Annotated in this window: 18 protein-coding genes; 5 read left to right on the top strand and 13 right to left on the bottom strand. The window is 50.6% G+C overall.

Annotated features, from left to right (window positions below; translation table 11 throughout):
- Nucleotides 1-63: 63 nt before the first annotated feature.
- The 8 genes from PQG83_RS07505 to PQG83_RS07470 form a co-directional block, all read right to left on the bottom strand.
- A complete protein-coding gene (locus PQG83_RS07505) occupies nucleotides 64-642 on the bottom strand; it encodes a hypothetical protein (RefSeq protein WP_312748282.1) in 579 nt (192 codons plus the stop codon).
- A gap of 15 nt (nucleotides 643-657) precedes the next feature.
- Entirely contained in the window at nucleotides 658-1,140 is a 483-nt protein-coding gene (locus PQG83_RS07500; protein ID WP_312748281.1) for a hypothetical protein, read from the bottom strand.
- An 898-nt stretch (nucleotides 1,141-2,038) separates the two neighbouring features.
- Nucleotides 2,039-2,377: a hypothetical protein gene (locus PQG83_RS07495; RefSeq protein WP_312748280.1), complete on the bottom strand. Its 339-nt coding sequence runs from the start codon at nucleotides 2,375-2,377 to the stop codon at nucleotides 2,039-2,041.
- Nucleotides 2,378-2,389: 12 nt separating this feature from the next.
- Nucleotides 2,390-2,830 (bottom strand): hypothetical protein, encoded by a 441-nt coding sequence (locus PQG83_RS07490; RefSeq protein ID WP_312748279.1) that lies wholly within the window; start codon nucleotides 2,828-2,830, stop codon nucleotides 2,390-2,392.
- A 41-nt stretch (nucleotides 2,831-2,871) separates the two neighbouring features.
- Nucleotides 2,872-3,492, bottom strand: a complete 621-nt coding sequence (locus tag PQG83_RS07485; protein WP_312748278.1) for a TMEM175 family protein — start codon at nucleotides 3,490-3,492, stop codon at nucleotides 2,872-2,874.
- Nucleotides 3,493-4,252: 760 nt separating this feature from the next.
- Nucleotides 4,253-6,673, bottom strand: a complete 2,421-nt coding sequence (locus PQG83_RS07480; RefSeq protein WP_312748277.1) for an arylsulfatase — start codon at nucleotides 6,671-6,673, stop codon at nucleotides 4,253-4,255.
- A gap of 125 nt (nucleotides 6,674-6,798) precedes the next feature.
- Nucleotides 6,799-8,055, bottom strand: a complete 1,257-nt coding sequence (locus PQG83_RS07475; RefSeq protein WP_312748276.1) for a formylglycine-generating enzyme family protein — start codon at nucleotides 8,053-8,055, stop codon at nucleotides 6,799-6,801.
- 212 nt (nucleotides 8,056-8,267) lie between these two features.
- On the bottom strand, nucleotides 8,268-8,435 hold the full coding sequence (locus PQG83_RS07470) for a hypothetical protein (RefSeq protein WP_312748275.1): 168 nt from the start codon (nucleotides 8,433-8,435) through the stop codon (nucleotides 8,268-8,270).
- 199 nt (nucleotides 8,436-8,634) lie between these two features.
- On the opposite strand from PQG83_RS07470, the gene PQG83_RS07465 reads away from it, so the two are divergent.
- On the top strand, nucleotides 8,635-8,859 hold the full coding sequence (locus PQG83_RS07465; RefSeq protein ID WP_312748274.1) for a hypothetical protein: 225 nt from the start codon (nucleotides 8,635-8,637) through the stop codon (nucleotides 8,857-8,859).
- On the opposite strand, the gene PQG83_RS07460 is transcribed toward PQG83_RS07465, so the two are convergent.
- The 3 genes from PQG83_RS07460 to PQG83_RS07450 form a co-directional block, all read right to left on the bottom strand.
- Nucleotides 8,839-9,177 carry a peptidylprolyl isomerase gene (locus tag PQG83_RS07460; RefSeq protein WP_312748273.1) on the bottom strand — a complete coding sequence of 113 codons (339 nt, stop codon included), beginning with the start codon at nucleotides 9,175-9,177 and terminating at the stop codon, nucleotides 8,839-8,841. The two genes, PQG83_RS07465 and PQG83_RS07460, sit on opposite strands and share 21 nt — an antisense overlap.
- 42 nt (nucleotides 9,178-9,219) lie before the next feature.
- A complete protein-coding gene (locus PQG83_RS07455; protein WP_312748272.1) occupies nucleotides 9,220-10,278 on the bottom strand; it encodes a hypothetical protein in 1,059 nt (352 codons plus the stop codon).
- Between the two features lie 251 nt (nucleotides 10,279-10,529).
- Nucleotides 10,530-11,243, bottom strand: coding sequence for a DUF4410 domain-containing protein (locus PQG83_RS07450; RefSeq protein WP_312748271.1), 714 nt, complete (start codon nucleotides 11,241-11,243; stop codon nucleotides 10,530-10,532).
- Between the two features lie 455 nt (nucleotides 11,244-11,698).
- Between PQG83_RS07450 and PQG83_RS07445 the strand changes: the two genes are divergently transcribed.
- The 3 genes from PQG83_RS07445 (at nucleotide 11,699) to PQG83_RS07435 (ending at nucleotide 13,338) form a co-directional block, all read left to right on the top strand.
- Nucleotides 11,699-11,914: a hypothetical protein gene (locus PQG83_RS07445; protein ID WP_312748270.1), complete on the top strand. Its 216-nt coding sequence runs from the start codon at nucleotides 11,699-11,701 to the stop codon at nucleotides 11,912-11,914.
- Nucleotides 11,915-12,290: 376 nt separating this feature from the next.
- Complete coding sequence (locus PQG83_RS07440) at nucleotides 12,291-12,497, top strand: hypothetical protein (protein ID WP_312748269.1); 207 nt, start codon at nucleotides 12,291-12,293, stop codon at nucleotides 12,495-12,497.
- Nucleotides 12,498-12,753: 256 nt separating this feature from the next.
- Complete coding sequence (locus PQG83_RS07435) at nucleotides 12,754-13,338, top strand: hypothetical protein (protein ID WP_312748268.1); 585 nt, start codon at nucleotides 12,754-12,756, stop codon at nucleotides 13,336-13,338.
- A gap of 706 nt (nucleotides 13,339-14,044) precedes the next feature.
- Here PQG83_RS07435 and PQG83_RS07430 read toward each other — a convergent pair.
- A complete protein-coding gene (locus PQG83_RS07430; protein WP_312748267.1) occupies nucleotides 14,045-14,887 on the bottom strand; it encodes a transporter family protein in 843 nt (280 codons plus the stop codon).
- 420 nt (nucleotides 14,888-15,307) lie between these two features.
- Between PQG83_RS07430 and PQG83_RS07425 the strand changes: the two genes are divergently transcribed.
- A complete protein-coding gene (locus tag PQG83_RS07425; RefSeq protein ID WP_312748266.1) occupies nucleotides 15,308-16,807 on the top strand; it encodes an MltF family protein in 1,500 nt (499 codons plus the stop codon).
- Nucleotides 16,808-16,907: 100 nt separating this feature from the next.
- Here PQG83_RS07425 and PQG83_RS07420 read toward each other — a convergent pair whose 3' ends face one another.
- Complete coding sequence (locus PQG83_RS07420) at nucleotides 16,908-17,486, bottom strand: DUF4136 domain-containing protein (protein ID WP_312748265.1); 579 nt, start codon at nucleotides 17,484-17,486, stop codon at nucleotides 16,908-16,910.
- Between the last annotated feature and the right edge of the window lie 169 nt (nucleotides 17,487-17,655).

The raw sequence follows: 17,655 nt of genomic DNA, 5'->3' as shown, positions 1-17,655 counted from the left end.
CCAGATGCATCGGTCAGGTTGAGCAAGATGCTAAAGATGTCCTTTAGAGATTTCATTGAAAACTTATGATTGGAGGGGGAAGGACGTGTGGATCTGTCTGGATTCCGGCTTACCTGTTACACAACGGCCATCCTGGTAGCGGATGGCAATTCCCGAGAGCGATCTCAAGGTTGTGTCATACATCATGGGTGTTCCCATGCCGTAAGGAGAATACCCGAATCCCCCTATCGTGTATCCGGTCGTACCATACCCTCCGTAACCAACCATACCGTAAGAAGCATAACCCCATCCGGGGTAGCCGTAGTTGTATGCATAGCCTCCGTAGGCGGGAGTCGCCACTGTCCGTTTTGTCCCCCGATGGAGCACCACGGCGTCGGCCCCCAAATCAGCGGCTTTTTTGAGAATGGCGCCTTCCTCGTCTTCATAACTTACGGCTGAATCCTGGACACTCAATTGGGCAATGGCGATATGGGGACATTTTGGTTCCAGGGCCATCACTTCCACATCTAGAACTGATTTTTTGGGAGGAAAGGTTTGGTTGGTAAATCGAATGGTATCGACTGAGGTACACCCGGTCATGAGGACCCATATCCCCGTCAAGCATAAGGCAGAAAATGCGGTCGGTCGTTTTACGCAATCCATTAGAATCTCCTTGCCTTATCGCAAATATTGTTCGATCAATTTACCTTCTGTTTCTATGCGCAACACTTCGATCTCGGCCCGCTGTTGCTGATAATCGTTCATGGCTTTTTTAAATTCTTCAAGGCGGCCAAGCCAGGTTTGTAAGGCTTCGGGTTTTTCTTCGGGATGATCCTGGATTTTTCGCAAGAGCCCCTCCGTGAATCGCAATCCGTCGAGTTGCAGCTTCCACTGTTCCTGATGCAGCTCCCACCCTCTCAGATCAAGATTCCTGACTTCCTGAATGAGAGGATCCTTAGAATTCGGAACCTCGCGTAAAAACTTCATCCGATCCGAAATCTTCTCAATGTTGATGGTCAATTCGGCAATGTGGCGTTCGATATCCATGATGATGAATGGCAAGGGATGCTTTTCCTCATTTGCGGCCAATGCGGTTCCTATGATTCCCATGGTCAAGGTCAGCACCACTGCGAAAATGTTCGTCATGCGTGACATGGTCATAACATCTGCCTTTCTTTGTCATCCAAGTGGGTTGGGAAAATAATGAAAATCCGGAAGCTGGTTTGTTTTTCTGACTTGGGAGTTAGCAGTGAGGGTTCTGCAAAACGAGGGTTATGAGTTAGTCTTCTCCTTCATTTCACGAAACCAACGTTTCAAGCCAGGGGCCATTTCAACATAAACTCTTTTGTCCTCGCAATGAAGATTTCCACAGGCGGTATTCTTTTGGAAGGTTTTTCAGTCCATGGGTTTTCGAGAAATGGCGTGGGTAACAGGGGAAGGGAAAACGAATGGCAGATATCCGACATCCTGAGTCAATCATATCTGGGCATAGCTAAAATGAATGCACGCAAGTGTCTTAGGAAAAATGAATACACATAAAATACGTACCGAATCCGATTGCGAGAAAACCGACACTCAGTTTCAGTTTTGATTCCACGATTGAGAATCAAAGAAAGACGGAAGACTGATCAGGCCACTCATCAGGAGCATGCCCTCAATCGAACACCTACCGAGTAGGAAAAGGGAATCTCTAAAAACCACCAAGTGGGTTTGAATTCCCGAAGTCCTCGGTTCGAAAATTTTTGAGGGTCCTGGAAGCAGAGCGTATGCAGCGGTTCCAATAGGGTTTTATAGATTGCTTCACTGTTTGCCCCTACCTCAGGGCACCTGTCTCTTCGATGGAGCAGAGAGGAGCGGAAATCGTTTGAAGTGATACCTGAGATTCCTCACCCAATCTGGAGCCGAGTCCACACGGGGCTGAGGGTTCGAATCAATTTGTCGCCCATCGCAGTGACCTGATGGCCGAAGACATGTTTGATGCGCACGAATGCGCGAGCGGCAACGATTTTGGGGCTTTCTATTGAGGCCCCACAGTTTGGCCAAGCAAAGATTTCCGACTTCATTTGTTGGCAGGGGATGAGTCCTCGCCCGGTTCCTTAGCTGTTTCTTCTTTGGATTGTGGGCCGTTCTCAAGTATCGATGCAAACTCATTCCAGGAAATGGCGCCGTCCCGATCCTTGTCGAGTGCCTTTAAGACGCCTTCCACCCATAGGGTTCGGGTCAGGAAATTTCCTATCTTGGCATCTGTGAGGAGTTGCTCCAACGCGGATGAACCGATCTTTAAATCCTGGCCATCGATGGAATCGTAGTGGTCAAAGCCTTTACGGAAATCACCGTCAAATTTCTCCTTAACCAGCAGACGAATTTTTTTTGTCAATTCTTCCTCTTCGGCTCCCACTGCATCTCCTTTCTATCGATTACAGGAATTGGCTTCGGCATTGGCCTGGTGCGGTGTCTTTCGAAACTCGAACATGAAACCATCCGGGGATTTCAGTCGGAGTTCATCTCCACGGAAGGTATAGTCAAGGCGAATACGTTCCTCTCCTGGCGATGCATTCAAAAGGAGAGCATCCCCTTGGATAAGATAGGTTCCCGAATGGCAAATGCCTTCAGGTTCGAACCATCTGAATGTCCCATACTGGTCCAGGACCAACCTGACATTCCTGCCTGTGTTGGAGTCTAGCGCATCGGAAAAAAAAGGAGAAGGATGGGTGATCTCAGTGCTTCTCCACGAGCCGGTCAATAGAAGGTCTTGCGAGGCACAGGCAAAATTCCCGACCGTGCAGCAAAGGGTGAACGTCAACCAGAGCCGGCCCAAGAACACCTGTCTTCGCCGATAGGGGTTCATCATTCATTCTCTAAGTGAATGCACGTTCTTGCTTTGAAGTTCATTTATCTCTGTGAAAAAAAACGTGCCCAGACCGGGGCGAGGAACCAGAAGGCAATCGCGCCATTGACGTTGTTGAAAGAGATGAGAATAGAACCTATCGCGAAAAGAGGTGCGGGGTACATGGCCCACAAGTTCGGATTTGTCCAGAGCTTGGGGACACCATCCGAATGCCATTCGCGTTTGGGGGCCACATACCGGTGGAGGATAAGTAAGGAAAAGCTGGCCAGACCAAGAATTGCGGAGAAAAGCATGACCGCAATGGCATCTTCTTCGTAATGTCCGAGCAGCGAGGCTGCATAGGGGATGAGAGAGACAAACATCAGATGAACAAAGTTCAACCAGAATGTCTTTTCATCGCATTTCTTGAGATGGTTGAGAATCCAAAAATTTCTCATCCACAGAAAGGCCGCCATGTAAAAGCTGAGTATCCAGGCAGCAAAATTTGGAATCTGTTTCTGTAGGTCGGAAAGAAGCTGCCCTGTGGTCATTCCCGGAGTTTCAGGCACCTTCAGATCCAGCACCAGAAGGGTGATCACAATGGCGTACACACCATCAGTGAGGCCATTAAGCCGTTCCAGTGAGGTGAGATGGCCTAAAAATATGCCTCGACTCCAATTCCTCATAAGTTTGTATTGTCTTTGAAAATGAGTAGACGCTCACACCTCTTTTGTCTCGAGGATTCAGGAGTGTGAGTGATGTATCGTGCGAGGTTGAAGTGATTGCCCGGCATGACAACCTATGAAACCTTTCAATGCAATGTTGGAAAAATATTACCTCATAGAAGACTGGGAGTGCTACTCCGGCCGTTTGCCCATTTGCCGTCCACTTTCAAAACGCGGTGGAATAGCCATGGAGGAACAGGGTGACAATCAAATAAGATGGAATACTGTGAAGAGTCAAATGCAGGAAGGAATGATTTTTATAAACAACTCTTGAGAGTTGGGCGGGCGTTTGGAGTGAAAGTGCGGACAAACATCTGGACTTGCCGTACAGAGACCTCGATGTGTTCTTTCAGAATGATCCACGGCAACTCGTTGGGTCAGATTTCAGAAAAGGTCTTTTCCCATTTGCGGGATTTCAGTCGTACCTTTCTGACAGAGGAGTCGGTTCAATCCCCAGATCTGAAGACCGCGAATCCTTCTGCATGTCCGCTTGAGCAGACAATTTCATGTCCTTCAATTCGATGATAATTCTTTTGATCTTCTTCGTGAATCGACAGGGCAGGGTGATTCCGTAATCCTCAACCATCGCTGGTCTCTTCATCTTTTCTAACATCATCCCTGCAAATTCTAGGCATGACTCCTACACCCATCCATTTTTACGGAAGAGGAAACCGAGTAGGAAAAGTGGCAAGCCTTTCCCTGCCCGTTCCATGCAGCATTGTTAGTCGGACAAAGCTTTTTTGTGAGCATATTCAACGCGAGCTTGATTGGCTTTGTGCCGGTCGGCAGCTTTCATATCCTGAAGATCAATTGTGACCTGCTTGATCGTTCCGTTGAATCGATAGGGCGCCGGAATTCCATAGTTCTCAATGACAGGCGTCCCTTCATCCAACCCGACATCGGCACCCTCGTCCGCGGAAAACACGCAGCATTGCGTGTGCTTGATGTTTCCCTCGGCCACTTTCTGATCATTGACAAAAATTGTCCCGACGCCCCCTTTGCCCATACCGGGTCCCTCATAGACGAATTCGTACCGTATCGTGACTTTGCCGGGTTCAAGAGTATGTGGAGCCGCCACGGTGAACCGCTGTAAGCCGAGGAAGTTATAGGTATAGGTCGGCTTCCCGTCTTTCACATACAGACTCCAGCCGCCGAACCGTCCCGCTTGCGCAAGGATCACGCCGTTAGCGCCTTCATCAGGAATTTCCAGCTCAGCCGTAATGGTGTGAGAGCGATTTTTGGTGTTGATGAAGACATTTTCCGACATTCCCTCCATGCCCTCATAAAGGGTCAGGGATGTGCGTCCTGCCATCAAATCCGGCCGGCCCGCCGTGGCGGCGTTAATGCGCTCCAGAAGACGGTCATCTATGGGCAACACGCGATATTTGACGGCTTCCTCCATGAACAGAGCCTGCAGTTCCTTCAGCTTATCTGGATTCTTGGCAGCCAGATCGTTCGTTAGGCTGAAATCGTCGCGAGTGTCGTATAGCTCCCATATATCATCAAGAAGTGCCCTTCGTGGCTCGAATTCCCACGGTGCCCGGTGGATGGTTCCAGCGAACCAGCCGTCGGCGTAGATGCCGCGGTTACCGAGAATTTCAAAATACTGGACCTGGTGCCGACCCTTCGCCTGGGCATCATCGAACGTATAGACCATGCTTACGCCTTCAATTGGAGACTGTTTCGTGCCGTTAACCATTGTCGGCTCCGGTAGACCGGCAGCCTCCAGCACAGTCGGTGCCACATCGATCACGTGGTGGAATTGTTGGCGAACCTCCCCTTTGGCCTTGATTCTTTTTGGCCAGTGAATGACCATTCCGTTCCGGGTGCCGCCGAAGTTGGAAGGCACCTGCTTGGTCCACATAAAGGGTGTATCACCGGCCACTGCCCATCCCGCTGCCATGTGAGGATACGACAACGGTCCTCCGAGATCATCGTAATGCGTCAGGATGTCCTGGACAGTTTCGGGAACCCGGTTAAAATACGTCATCTCGTTGAACAGGCCGCTCATGCCGCCTTCCGCACTTGTGCCATTGTCCCCGATGATATAGAGGATCAGGGTGTTGTCCATGTGGCCGGTCTGCTCGACCGCTTGCACCAGTCGTCCGATTTCCCTGTCGGTATATTCGCCGAACCCCGCGAATACTTCCATTTGTCGTGCAAACAACTTTTTCTCATCCGCTGTCAATTGGTCCCAGTCCTTGATGGCTTCGGGTTTCGGCGCGAGCTTCGTGCCTGCAGGCACCACCCCAAGTTTGATCTGGCGGGCCAGGGTCTCTTCCCGAAACTGATCCCAACCTCCGTCAAACTTCCCCTTATACTTTTTAATCCATTCCTTTGGCACATGATGGGGCGCGTGGGTCGCCCCCGGCGCAAAATAAATAAAATAGGGCTTATCCGGCGTGAGCGACTTTTGGTACCGCATCCAGTGAATGGCTTGGTTTGTCATGTCGTTCATGAAATGGTAGTTCGGATCTTTTGGCAGTTCCACTTGCGTCAGTCCGTCGTAGACCAGGGGAGCCCATTGATTCGTTTCACCCCCGATGAAACCGTAGAATTTGTCGAAGCCGGAACGGGTTGGCCAGCGGTCGGTCGGACCGGAAGGGCTCACTTCCCAGGCCGCCGTTTCGTGGTTCTTGCCGAAGAACGCGGTGCTGTAACCGTTCAGCCGCAGCATTTCCGCCAGGGGGGCCACATTGTTCGGACGCTGTCCCGTATTGCCCGGGAATGCGGTCGCGGCCTCCGTGATGGCGCCCATGTTGTTCATGTGATGGTTGCGGCCGCTCAACAAGGCGGCCCGGGTCGGCGAGCAGAGGGCAGTCGTATGGAAATGGTTATAGCGAAGTCCCTGGTTAGCCAATCGTTCGACGGTCGGCATATGAATGGGCCCGCCGAAGGCGCTGGGCATTCCGAAGCCCATATCGTCGATCATGATGAGGAGCACATTGGGTGCGTCCGCCGGTGCTTTCACTTCGAATCTTGGGGGAGGAGTGGCATTTCGAGCGTCCAACTCTGTGATCGAAGGGTATTCCGGCTCATGAATCGGTAGCACTGTCCGATCAAGCTGAAATTCACCCGCTGCACCCAGCGGAAGGGATAACACCGCCAAAATGGCGAGGGAAACACGAAGTACACCCTTCATTATTTTCTCCTTTTCTCATTCATGTCATAGGTTGGAATCTTCATTTTCATAATCTTCTTGCTTACGGTTTCCGTCTGACGGCCTGTCGTGTCGGCACATGATCGCTCATCATGCTCTAAAGATTTCTATTTTGGAGACATGACACACCGGAACCCCAGATGATTCGTGCCAGTGCTGATCTCACCTTTCCCGCGTGTGCCGACCATGTAGCGGGAGCAGTATTGATCGGTGCACAAAAACGATCCGCCACGGTGCACGCGTTTTTTTTCACCGGGTTCGCTGGGATCGAACGGGGAGTCCGGCCCTTGGGGATTGTGTGCGACTCCGCCTGCTATTGCAAGTCGTGCGTAATAATCTGGCCGATACCAGTCACTCGTCCATTCCCACACGTTCCCGGCTACGTCATACAGTCCGTATCCGTTCGGGGGAAATTTTGCCACGGGCCCGATGCCCGTATACTGATCCTTTCCCGTGTCCTGTTGTGGGAAATGACCCTGAAAGCTATTGGCCATCCATTGGCCGTCTTTTCGAAACTCATCGCCCCAAGGATAGACCTTCCCTGCTAATCCTCCGCGCGCGGCAAATTCCCATTCCGCTTCAGTCGGGAGTCGCTTGCCGGCCCACTTCGCATAGGCTTCCGCGTCCTCATAGGCGATGTGCACAACAGGAAATTGGTCGCGTTCTTTGAGATCACTACCTGGACCAAGCGGATGACGCCAGTTTGCGCCTTTAATGTAACTCCACCATTGAAAATGGTTATTGAGGGGCACAGAATGGTCCGGTGGAGAAAACACGACAGACCCGGCCACCAGGTTCTCCGGAGGGGCACCTGGAAAATCCTCCGCGCGTGGTGTGCGCTCTGCGACCGTGACATAGCCGGTGACGTCCACGAACCGTTTGAACTGCGCATTGGTGACTTCTGTTTTATCCATCCAGAATCCATCGACGTACACACGATGAATCGGCCGTGAATCTCGCGTCGCGTGCATGCCGACATCGTTTATCTCCTCATCGGATAAATCGGCTGCCCCCATGGAAAACTCACCACCGGGAATCCAGACCATGCCATCCGGAGCAGGTTCGGAGGGCGGGGACGAGTATTCAGTTTCTGATGAAGCATGTGGGGATGAGATCGGCTGGCCCGCAGGCAGGGTTGGTGGCGCATTCGTCACTGACAGAGCCCGACCGGACTTCGCAGCAGAAATACCCATATCGCAGGTCACGCCGATCTGTGGATCCGGCACAGAGGACTGGTCTGGTGTCGTGCTATACCACCAGGCTCCGATGACCAAGAGCAAGACGAAAGCCACTGCGCCCATTGGTTTGAGCGCATTATATAGCGAAGGCTTCCCTTGATCTTTCAATCGGCGACCGGCTTTCATGATGGCTTCACACTATTGGAGAAAAAGAATTGTACTCTTGTTGACGTCAATAGTGACTCACCCGAATCTACCAGGACTTGTAGATCTTTTCTACCTGTTTCACGCCGACCGCACGATCGGCGTGTCGCAGGGTTTTCGTGCCCATATTGTGGCTCGACCTTGATATGGACCTTTTTGATCAAACCTTCTGCCTTGAATCTGATCCGTAGCTCTCAACCGATGGCCTCAGCCGTTCGTTTGGCCGCCGCTTCGATTTTGGTCCTGCCTGACATTTCACCTTCCACTTTTGTCGTTCCCCTCACAATCAGACCGATCAGGTTGGCGGTGGCGGGGTTTGCATAATTTTTCTGCTGCCGTAGACCAGGATGGAATAGCTGCATGGGTTGGCGCAAAAGGATACACAGAGATCTGTTCGGGCTTCGCGATAAATTTTTTCCTGCCTAATATGGAGATGACGATCGGTGACGTTGGTTGAAGCGGATCGGATGGCCGACATGAGGACTCACACCGAGACGAGAACACCAGGAAACACCTGCATAATAGAACTCTAATGACGAGGATGGTTTTCGGTATGAAACGATGTGTAACGTTTTTTGGCGACGGAAGGGCATCAAAGGGATCCGTCAGTCCACCATGCTGAACGGGACCGCTTTTTTCGGGGCATCAGGTGGTGAGCGATTCTCACCGCATGAGGGAGATTCCGGCGACAAGCGGGAACATCTACCCATGAACTTCCCTTTGGCTCATGGCGTTCCCTTCGTCTCCGTGGTGTCCGCCATCATGTTATTGATCGCAGGCCCGTGAGGCAGGACCACCTCGTAGCGGGATTATCGCCTCAAAGGTCCGGCGGATGGATTTGATGCGTTGCTTTTCCCTCCATTGAGTTTTGATGTCCGGCTCGATTTCCTCGAAGGCGGGGGGGTGGCCTGGTGTAATCGATTCCACCCAGACTATGTTCCAGCCCAATCCGGACTCAATCGGGCCTTCCCAGAATCCCGGCGTCAGCAGGAGCAATGTTTCGGCAAACGTGGTGCCGAACACCGCGGTCACCTGCTCCGGGGGGCAGACTCCCTGATTAAGAGATACACGGAAATTTTTGGTAAAGGATTGCCGCAGTTCCAAACGCCGCCGTTCAGATCCGAAACAACACTCAGCCGAAAGAGTCTACGGTTTTCCTACTTTGGTTTGAAGCTCTCGAAACATGTCCTTGATATACGGTGCAGTGATCGCTCGTGAGATGGGATGTTTAGCGGAACTTCCGAATCCTCCGACTTGGTCGGTCGAAACCCTGCCGACATAGAACAGGAATGTGCCGTCCTTGGTCGGAAGAGCCGCGATACCTTGCAACATGCTGTTGTAATCGTGGCTCGCATAGTATTGACGCTCCACGGCAAATGCCGCCTCACCCACATGGTGTAACATGCGGTGAACCAGAACGTAGGTCGGTCGACCAAACACGTCAATATTCAACCAATAGAAGAATTCCTCCAGGTTTTTAGCCTCATCCTTATCAAGTCCCTGTGGATAAGTGAGCAAGAATTGATGGAAGGCCGGCAAATACTTGGCCACGCCTGCCAGTTCCTTCGTGGAGAGGAGCAATTCATCACCGGCATTCCGTTGGTTTTCGTCACCACGTTCGTAAGGGGCAATGCCTGACAGCCCTTTTGTCCGATAGGCCTGATAGCGGGCGAGTAACTGCTGTCGCACAAGGTCTTCGACTTCCTTCACCGGCACTTCGTCTCCCTTGTGGGTTGATTTGAGAGCTTGAAACGCGGCCATCTCGTTAGCATCAAGGTTCAGTTTGTCGCCCGGTTTTACGTTCAAATAACGCCCGGCTTCTTTTTCTGCATTTGGCTGCAACTTTACCCCTGCCAAATCCGCCATGGTGCCTTCGCCCGTCAGCCGGCCATGTGCCGTGATGACCGAGACTTCTTTGAGAATGATGGCCTCTTGAAAGAGTTTTCCCAGTTCCTCCGGTTTGGTGTTCACCAGGAAGGCCATGCCGAGGGCCAATTCCCGATCTGATCCTTCACTGGGGGACCAATCGACAATCTTTCCCTGCCGGATGTCTTCCCCGTCGCTTTCCGAGAGGTGCAATTCCTGGAGTACTTCATCGACTGTCGGCAAAGCTCCAGCCTCAGGGATAGGGCTGTTGAAGAGCATGGTGACGCAGAGGCATACCAGAACTTTGGAAATGTGGCAGTGGTTCGTCTTTAACCGCATGTGTTTTCTCTCCTCTGTGGGGTTGGGCGAATAATTTCAACAGCCCCCGGATAAGTTATGCGGGTCAAAAATACGCTTACAGGTGAGGTCGGGATGCGTATGGTCTGATTCGTGAGGAGGTGCGCTTCAATATGTTCAAGGGCCATTGTCCCAATCTGACCGTCTGCGGAATGCCTGCCGTTCTCACGCACTATGACCGGTATTTTTTCATTCGGCTTCTATTCGTGCTATTTGGATCTTGCCGAACACAATTACGGGATCCACCCCTGTTCCTTGAATTTCCCCTCGAGGTGTTCGGCGATCGCATCTGCTGTTCGTTTCCCTGCGCCCTCGATCGTATCTTTTCCCGACATTTGTCCATACACCTTTGCGCCTCCGCCGACAATCAATCCGATTGGATTTGCGGTGGCAGCCAGGACGACAATAGGTAGGGCCACTCCGGGCATTTTATTTCCCGCGGAATCAACCTTCCCGGATCCGAGTTGACGGGGGCCAGTGGCGGTCCACTGGTACCCTTCCGCAGCTGTCGTGATTTCAGCTGCACCGGATCCGAAACCCAAGCCCATCCGTTTGAGAGCGCTGCCTTCTTCGAACGTGCCAAAATATCCCACAATCAACAGGTCATTGACCCGCGGAACGGTTTGTGCGTCGGCCACCAAGGATATCAGTCCCATTTGTTGAATTTTCGAGACTAATTCTTCCGCGACGGCAGCACCCAGTTTTCGCCCGGTCTCGAGGTGTTCGGGCGATGGCGGTTCGCCGGGTGGGTCATGCTGTTTGGCTGCCGAGGACCAGGGGGGGAGATCCGAATGGGTGGCAGCAAAGGGATACACATAGATGCGGTCCGGCTTGGGAAGTTTCTCTTTGCCATACAATGGATGTGTTTCGGTGATCTTGGTAGAGGAGCATCCTGCTGCCACAGCAATGGCAAAGACTCCTAGGACAATACCTGTGAGGGACTTCATGACAGACCTCCATGTGATTGGGTGGATTTTAGATATTTCCAATTTTTTGTTCCTGCGGATTTCACCGTGGGCTATTCGGTCAGTACGAATGATTTTCAATCGGTGGTATTGACGGTTCAATCGTATCAGGGGCAAACCCCTCATGGTTCTGGATCAGGCATTGTAGGTAAACCAGCAGGAAAAATCGAGGACACACCCCATGCTTGTTTGTTGAACATTTTTTCCCGAGACCAAGTCGGAGATTGAGGAATGACAAAATGAGTCAATCCATATTCGTAAGAAAGGCTCGAGGCGGCACATGAGGACTGGGCAATCCTTGTTGGGCGATCAGCAGGCGAAGCTTACTGTAGGGATGGGGGTATTGTCTTGAACTCTTCTTGAGATGCATGGCTACTCGATTGTGCAGACTGGGAAGCGGCATATTGTGATTAAGGTGGGAAGGAGGATTTCCCAGTGTGAGGTATTTTGATATATTGGCCAGCATTCATTACAAGCGGAGATGTGAACATGCCGCTGCCGGCGGCGTGTTGGGCTTGATGGGCCAGCGGGTGGCTGTGCAGGACTATCAGCAGGGCGTTCAACCGGCCGGAGCCCGAAATCAGTGCACGCGTGACAAGTCTGATTGTGCCCATCGTACCTGCATGGAGGCAAAAGATTATAAGGTCGGCTAACGCGGAAGGTCGCTGATACCCGACCAGGATTCTCCCGCAAGAATATTCATGCCTGGTGCGGCATCCGTTTTGGAATGAGGCGGTCAAATTATACGTGGTGGAAGTCCAAATTCATTCGCACCGCCAGATGCGTTACACGTTAAAAATGGAGCGGTGCGGCTATGGCGCACCCCACTTCATCATCTCAACATATGCACTCCCTCTCGGCCGCATGGGGAATCACGGTTTGGGCCCGCTTCATTCTTTGACGAGCCGGTCGTCCCTTACTCCATGTCATTGAGGATCATGGTGTCAGGAATACAAACCGGTTGGCACGCACCGTTATATCGTGCACCTTCCCTTTCGGTATCATATTCTAAGCGGGCAGATAGCCGGCATGGTCCAGCACCAAGGGCAATCCTATCCTGCCCTTGCTGCGGCGAAATGTCACTCAGGCATAGTGGGAGAGATACAGATCGATTATGGTGGAATCCAAGCTGACCGGTCTATACGTGAACCGGATCTTGCGTATGTCGATCGCATGAGCCGCGATAGACGTCTGGAGCCTACAGTAGTCCTGCGCGAAGTGTTTCACGACCCGTGAGTATTGGCCAAAGACAGGGATGAATCGGACGGCCATTGAATCCGGTGGATCCCATTTGGTCGGTTAAAAATGGTATTCATGGAATTGATCCTTGAAAGTTAACAATGCCGTAACAGGCCCTTGACCCGACTGCAATAAGTTCGAGCTAGGCTTGGACTCTCATATGAGAAAAATTTCCCCATGCACCCGGAAGCAATCGCATTCTGTTTTCGTCTGCATTGTCAGGGCTTTTTGTTTCACACAAAGGAGGATCTTCATGAAAAAAGGGATTATCGTACTTGGCATATTGGGACTGGTAGGTCTGCAGATAGGATGCACGGCATTACCAGGCTACGATTTATTGTCTTCCAATTCGAATGGGATAAAGACCGTGACCTCCAAGTCGCAGTTTGATGAAATAGCGGACAATCCCTCAAGTTACCTGGGTGAGGAAAAGAAACTCGCAGGAGCAGTCGTCAGTATTGATCAAACGGACGAAGGATATTTAATATTGGCGGAATGGTTGCCCTATCCCAAAACGCAGATCGAGGAAGGGCCCCAAATAGGTCAAACCGATAGGAGTAGACATTTTCTCATTCGGTTTATCGGGAAACGCGAAAAGGAATTTTATACCACCCGGGGGAATATCTTTCTTTTAGAAGGCACAGTGGAAGGAACCCAAAAGGCATTGGTGAATATATTCGGTCCTCGAAAGGATCTGCTGTATGTCAATGCGAGATGTGTCCGTATCTGGGAAACCGGGCAGGACGATTCCCGCTCCAGCCAGTTGGACAATCAATATCCTCCAACGAGAAATAGAACACTCTGTGCGGATCAACCTAAGAAAACTCCCGGTTTGTGAATTGTTTCATTGATCCATGCAATGAATAGACGGCAATGGGTGTCCCCTCTTATAGGGGATTACTCCCGTTGTCATCTTTGCTTCAGGGGCCCGGCATGCAGGGCCCTGCCCTGACGGGCCATCGTCACTACTCTTCAATTGGCGACTGAAGGTTGCGCGCAAGGAAGCACCAACTGTACCAAGCCGGTTTTACGCCATCGTGGCGTACTATTCGAATGCAGACGGTTCACTCGACATACTCACGTGTCCAACCGTGACTTTCAAGACATTTCTCCCGCATCATTTCCCCTCCACCTCTTGGATAGCTTCTGGGACGGGTGTTTTCGTCTTCCGGACCGAAATGTGCGAAGCGATCCTGGCCAAAATGCACGTTCTCCCGATCACAGAGGATAATCGCCGATTTCAAGTCTTCCTTTGTCGCGCCAGGTTTAACCCACTGTTGCGTAGGACCACAAGCGGACAAGAGTAAAAAACATAAACCCACACATGATGATACTTTCATTATCTTACCCCACATGAGTAGTTGAAGATGTGATTCGGAATGTCATATTTGCCAGCAGCATGCAATTTTTTTTTCCACACATCAACTCCTCCCAATTAATTCCATTCCTCCAACCCACACAGAAAGGGCCCTGGCTCAAATTTCAACCAAGTTCTAAAAGAGCGGGTTGATGAGAGAGGGAGATGTACATAAGGCGGCCCCTGTTTAGGCGGATTTATCTGGAAACAGGATTTGAAACTGGAGTTGGAGGGTCCAGTCAGGTGCCAGATCCCGTTTTTCCAAAAAATAAAATCCCTGGAGTTTGATGTTGACCGGACGTTTTTCTCCGCGGAACACCACTTTCCCGAATCCGCCTCCAATGGGTACCGTCCATCTGTTCCTTCTGTCCTCAGCCTCCCAATTTGCGGTGATTATCGGAGTAGAGGTCAGATACCAGCCATTGGGAAAGTTGTAGTTGAGAAAGGGTTGGATTGAAAGTAGATTTACCTTGAGGCGTTGATTATCACCTGCAAACGACCAGATATTACCGATGACGGCCCCTATCACCCACGGATCCGGTATGCTCACGATTGCGAGTGTAGGGCCGACGCTCCATTTGCCAGTGCCCAAACGATCGTTCGTGGCGGTGTCAAGGATAAAGGTTGGGCCCAGTCCACCAATCAATTTGAACCGTCGCTTGGATTCATCACGGGCCAGAAATCCCGTATACTGAATGTCCCCCAGCCCGGTGAGACTTCCTGTTTTATCTTCAAAGGCCGTGGCTGGAAAATAGGGGAGGGGAATTGTGAGCCGGTTGAGGAGCGCCCAATCCCCCCATTTTCTGGCGGTATCGAGCTGCAGATTGAAGACATTTGAAAGATGGTTATTGAGCCCAGCCCCGAAAAATGTCCCATTCAAAAACCCCAATCGCACAAGATCGGACACCGGGTTCTGCACTTCTTCTGCAAGTTTTTTAATATCCTCGGCCTGGGCCGGTTGAGTTCCGAGAACTACCAGGATAACCGCTGCAAGGACACAGCCTTGGAATATTATTTTGTGAAATGCCAACAACATTTTTTTTGCGCAACTAACCCTCGGTTGAGGATTAGTCGAAATAAACATCAATGGAGAGGCAAATGATTTTTTGTGTAGTTTAGCAGGACTGGTGCGAAAAAATATCTCTCATCAAGCATCTCAATACGAACGGAGGAGTCTCCATTTTCCCGATTTGCTTACCTTGCGTATAAAAGGAAGACCGGAAAACATGATGGAATAAGGGGGAAGAAAAAAATCGATACCACGGGAATTATGAATGGGAGGCTTCCTGTGAGCATTCAACGAATGAGCTATTCATTAAGCATTGCGGGAAATATATTCACAAAGATGTAAGAACCAAGGGCTTTCGGAGGTTTTTTCTTAATATCGACTCAATAATGTCTTGGATGTCATCTATCGAACCTATTCAGAATGGCATATAGGAAATTGCCCATGATAGGCTTACCCTATATGACCATGATGATTGCAATGCGACAAAAGACCAGGTGCCTCTCTTGTCTTGTGCTGTTGACCTCTGTCCTGTTTCTCATCCTTGGCTCTGAATCAGGCGCTTCTCAGAAACCCGAGGATGAGCAATTCGGCCCGCAGTTCCAGCAAGCACTGAAGCCGTGGACAGGTGATTGGGACGGGATGGTCAACCGTAACCAAATTCGAGTGCTTGTCCCCTTTAGCAAAACCTTTTACTTTCTGGACGGCGGTAGACAGCGTGGGCTCACATACGATCTGATGAAAATTTTTGCAAAACAGATTAACGAAGATTTGAAGCGGAAGATCGTGCAGGTTCAGTTGGTCTTCATTCCTGTGAACCGTGATGAACTCATTCCGGATTTGATTAATGGGTTTGGTGATATTGCCGCCGGTGGCCTCACCATTACACCCGAACGGAAGGCACTCATTGATTTTTCCCAACCGGTTCTCACCAATGTACGTGAGATCATTGTCACCGGGCCTAGTAGCCCCCCTCTCTCCAGTCTCGACGATCTGGCCGGCAAGGCCATCCATGTGCGGAAGTCCAGTAGTTTTTATGAACATCTTGTTCGCTTGAATGCCTCATTTCTCAGTGCCGGGAAACCTGAGATTACACTCATCCCTGAGGAGGAGAACCTTGAAGACGAAGATCTTCTCGAAATGGTGAACGCGGGTTTACTGCCGATGCTCGTCATGGATAGCCCAAAGGCGGAATTTTGGGCAAAAATTTTTAAAAATATCCGTCTGCATCCCGACATTGCCATTCATACAGGCGGGGAGATTGCTTGGGCCTTTCGCAAAAACAGTCCAAAGCTGAAAAAGGTGGTCAACCGGTTTGTCAGGAACAATAAGAAGGGCACCTTAGTCGGAAATATGTTATTCACCCGGTATTTGAAAAATACCACGTACGTCAAACGTGCCCTGGCAAAGGAGGAACGCAAGAAATTTCAAAGTCTCATGCACGTGTTTGAAAAAACCGCCAAGCCATATGGTTTTAATTGGGTGCTCGCTATGGCCCTTGGCTACCAGGAGTCCACGTTGGACCAACGGAAAAGAAGTTCTGCCGGTGCAATCGGTGTGATGCAGCTCTTGCCGAGTACCGCTCGGGATCCAAACGTGAATATTCCCAATATTACTAAGCTTGAACCCAATATTCATGCCGGAGTCAAATACTTGCATTTCCTGCATGACCGGTATTTTAGGGATCCGAATATAAGCTTGTTAAACCAGTGGCTCTTTGCGATAGCTTCCTATAATGCGGGCCCTGCCAGGATCGCGAAACTCCGGGCTAAGGCGCCGTCGATGGGCTTGGACGCGAATAAGTGGTTTAAAAATGTGGAGATAGTGGCTGCGAAGCACATTGGTCGCGAGACCGTGCAATACGTGAGTAATATTTACAAATACTTTATCGCGTATCGCCTGATTTTGGAAAAGGAGGCCATGAAATCAGCGATGCAACATTAAGCAGTCAGCGAGACTGAGCGCTAGCGGAGCCTATTTGCCCAGTATGGAAATGATTTTTCGACGTCATTCCATTCTGAGGTGATTCACGTTGGATGCTCTATCACTTGGCTGGCGGAGGGAACTTGTCGAACATATCGGTAATGGCGGTATGAATCTGGTCTTCCACTTTTTCGGGGTCGGCATGAACCGTATCATTCGCGGTGCCTCGCCAAAGCAATGATTTCCTCTCAGCATCGAAAATGTCCACGACCAGCGTGCCTTTGACTACCGTGACCGGGGTTGCGGTTCCGGATGAAAGACCCACTCCCCACATTCCGAGTCCTCCACCATACCGACCATAGGTCGTTCCCCCGGCAGGACCATAGCCGTACCCCATTGAAGATGTGGTATAGCTCACCTCCTTCGTCGTGGCCGCGTGATAAGAGACAATCATGTCCGGATTGGTGTCCACTTTTTGGAATCCTTTTCCCATCAGTTGTTTATCGATAGCTGTGATGATTCGGCGATCCATCAGTGGGTTTGTAGTCGGTGTTCCTTTTTTCCACGCATAGGTCTGGTACTGCGTGAAATCTGCGCCTTTATCGTAATCGATATATACTTTGGAAATGCAGCCCGTCACCGCCAAGAGAAGAAGAATGCTGACAAACTCTTTGATTTTCAGTATTTTTATAGCCTGCATGCATGGGGTTTCCTTCTTTTTTTAACAATCGTAACATCGATAACTTCACCAGATTTACCGTTCAGGACGAATTTCCTATCCCCTTGAGTGGTTAAAGTCCGGAAAGATGCCATACTGCGTCTGTCGGTTCAAGCGGGGAGTGCTCTTACGTGGCACGAAACTTCCGTTG

It is taken from the genome of Candidatus Nitrospira neomarina (genome assembly GCF_032051675.1).
Lineage (GTDB): Bacteria > Nitrospirota > Nitrospiria > Nitrospirales > UBA8639 > Nitrospira_E > Nitrospira_E neomarina.
Note: the sequence above shows the minus strand (reverse complement) of the source record. Positions and strands in the feature narration are given on the sequence as shown.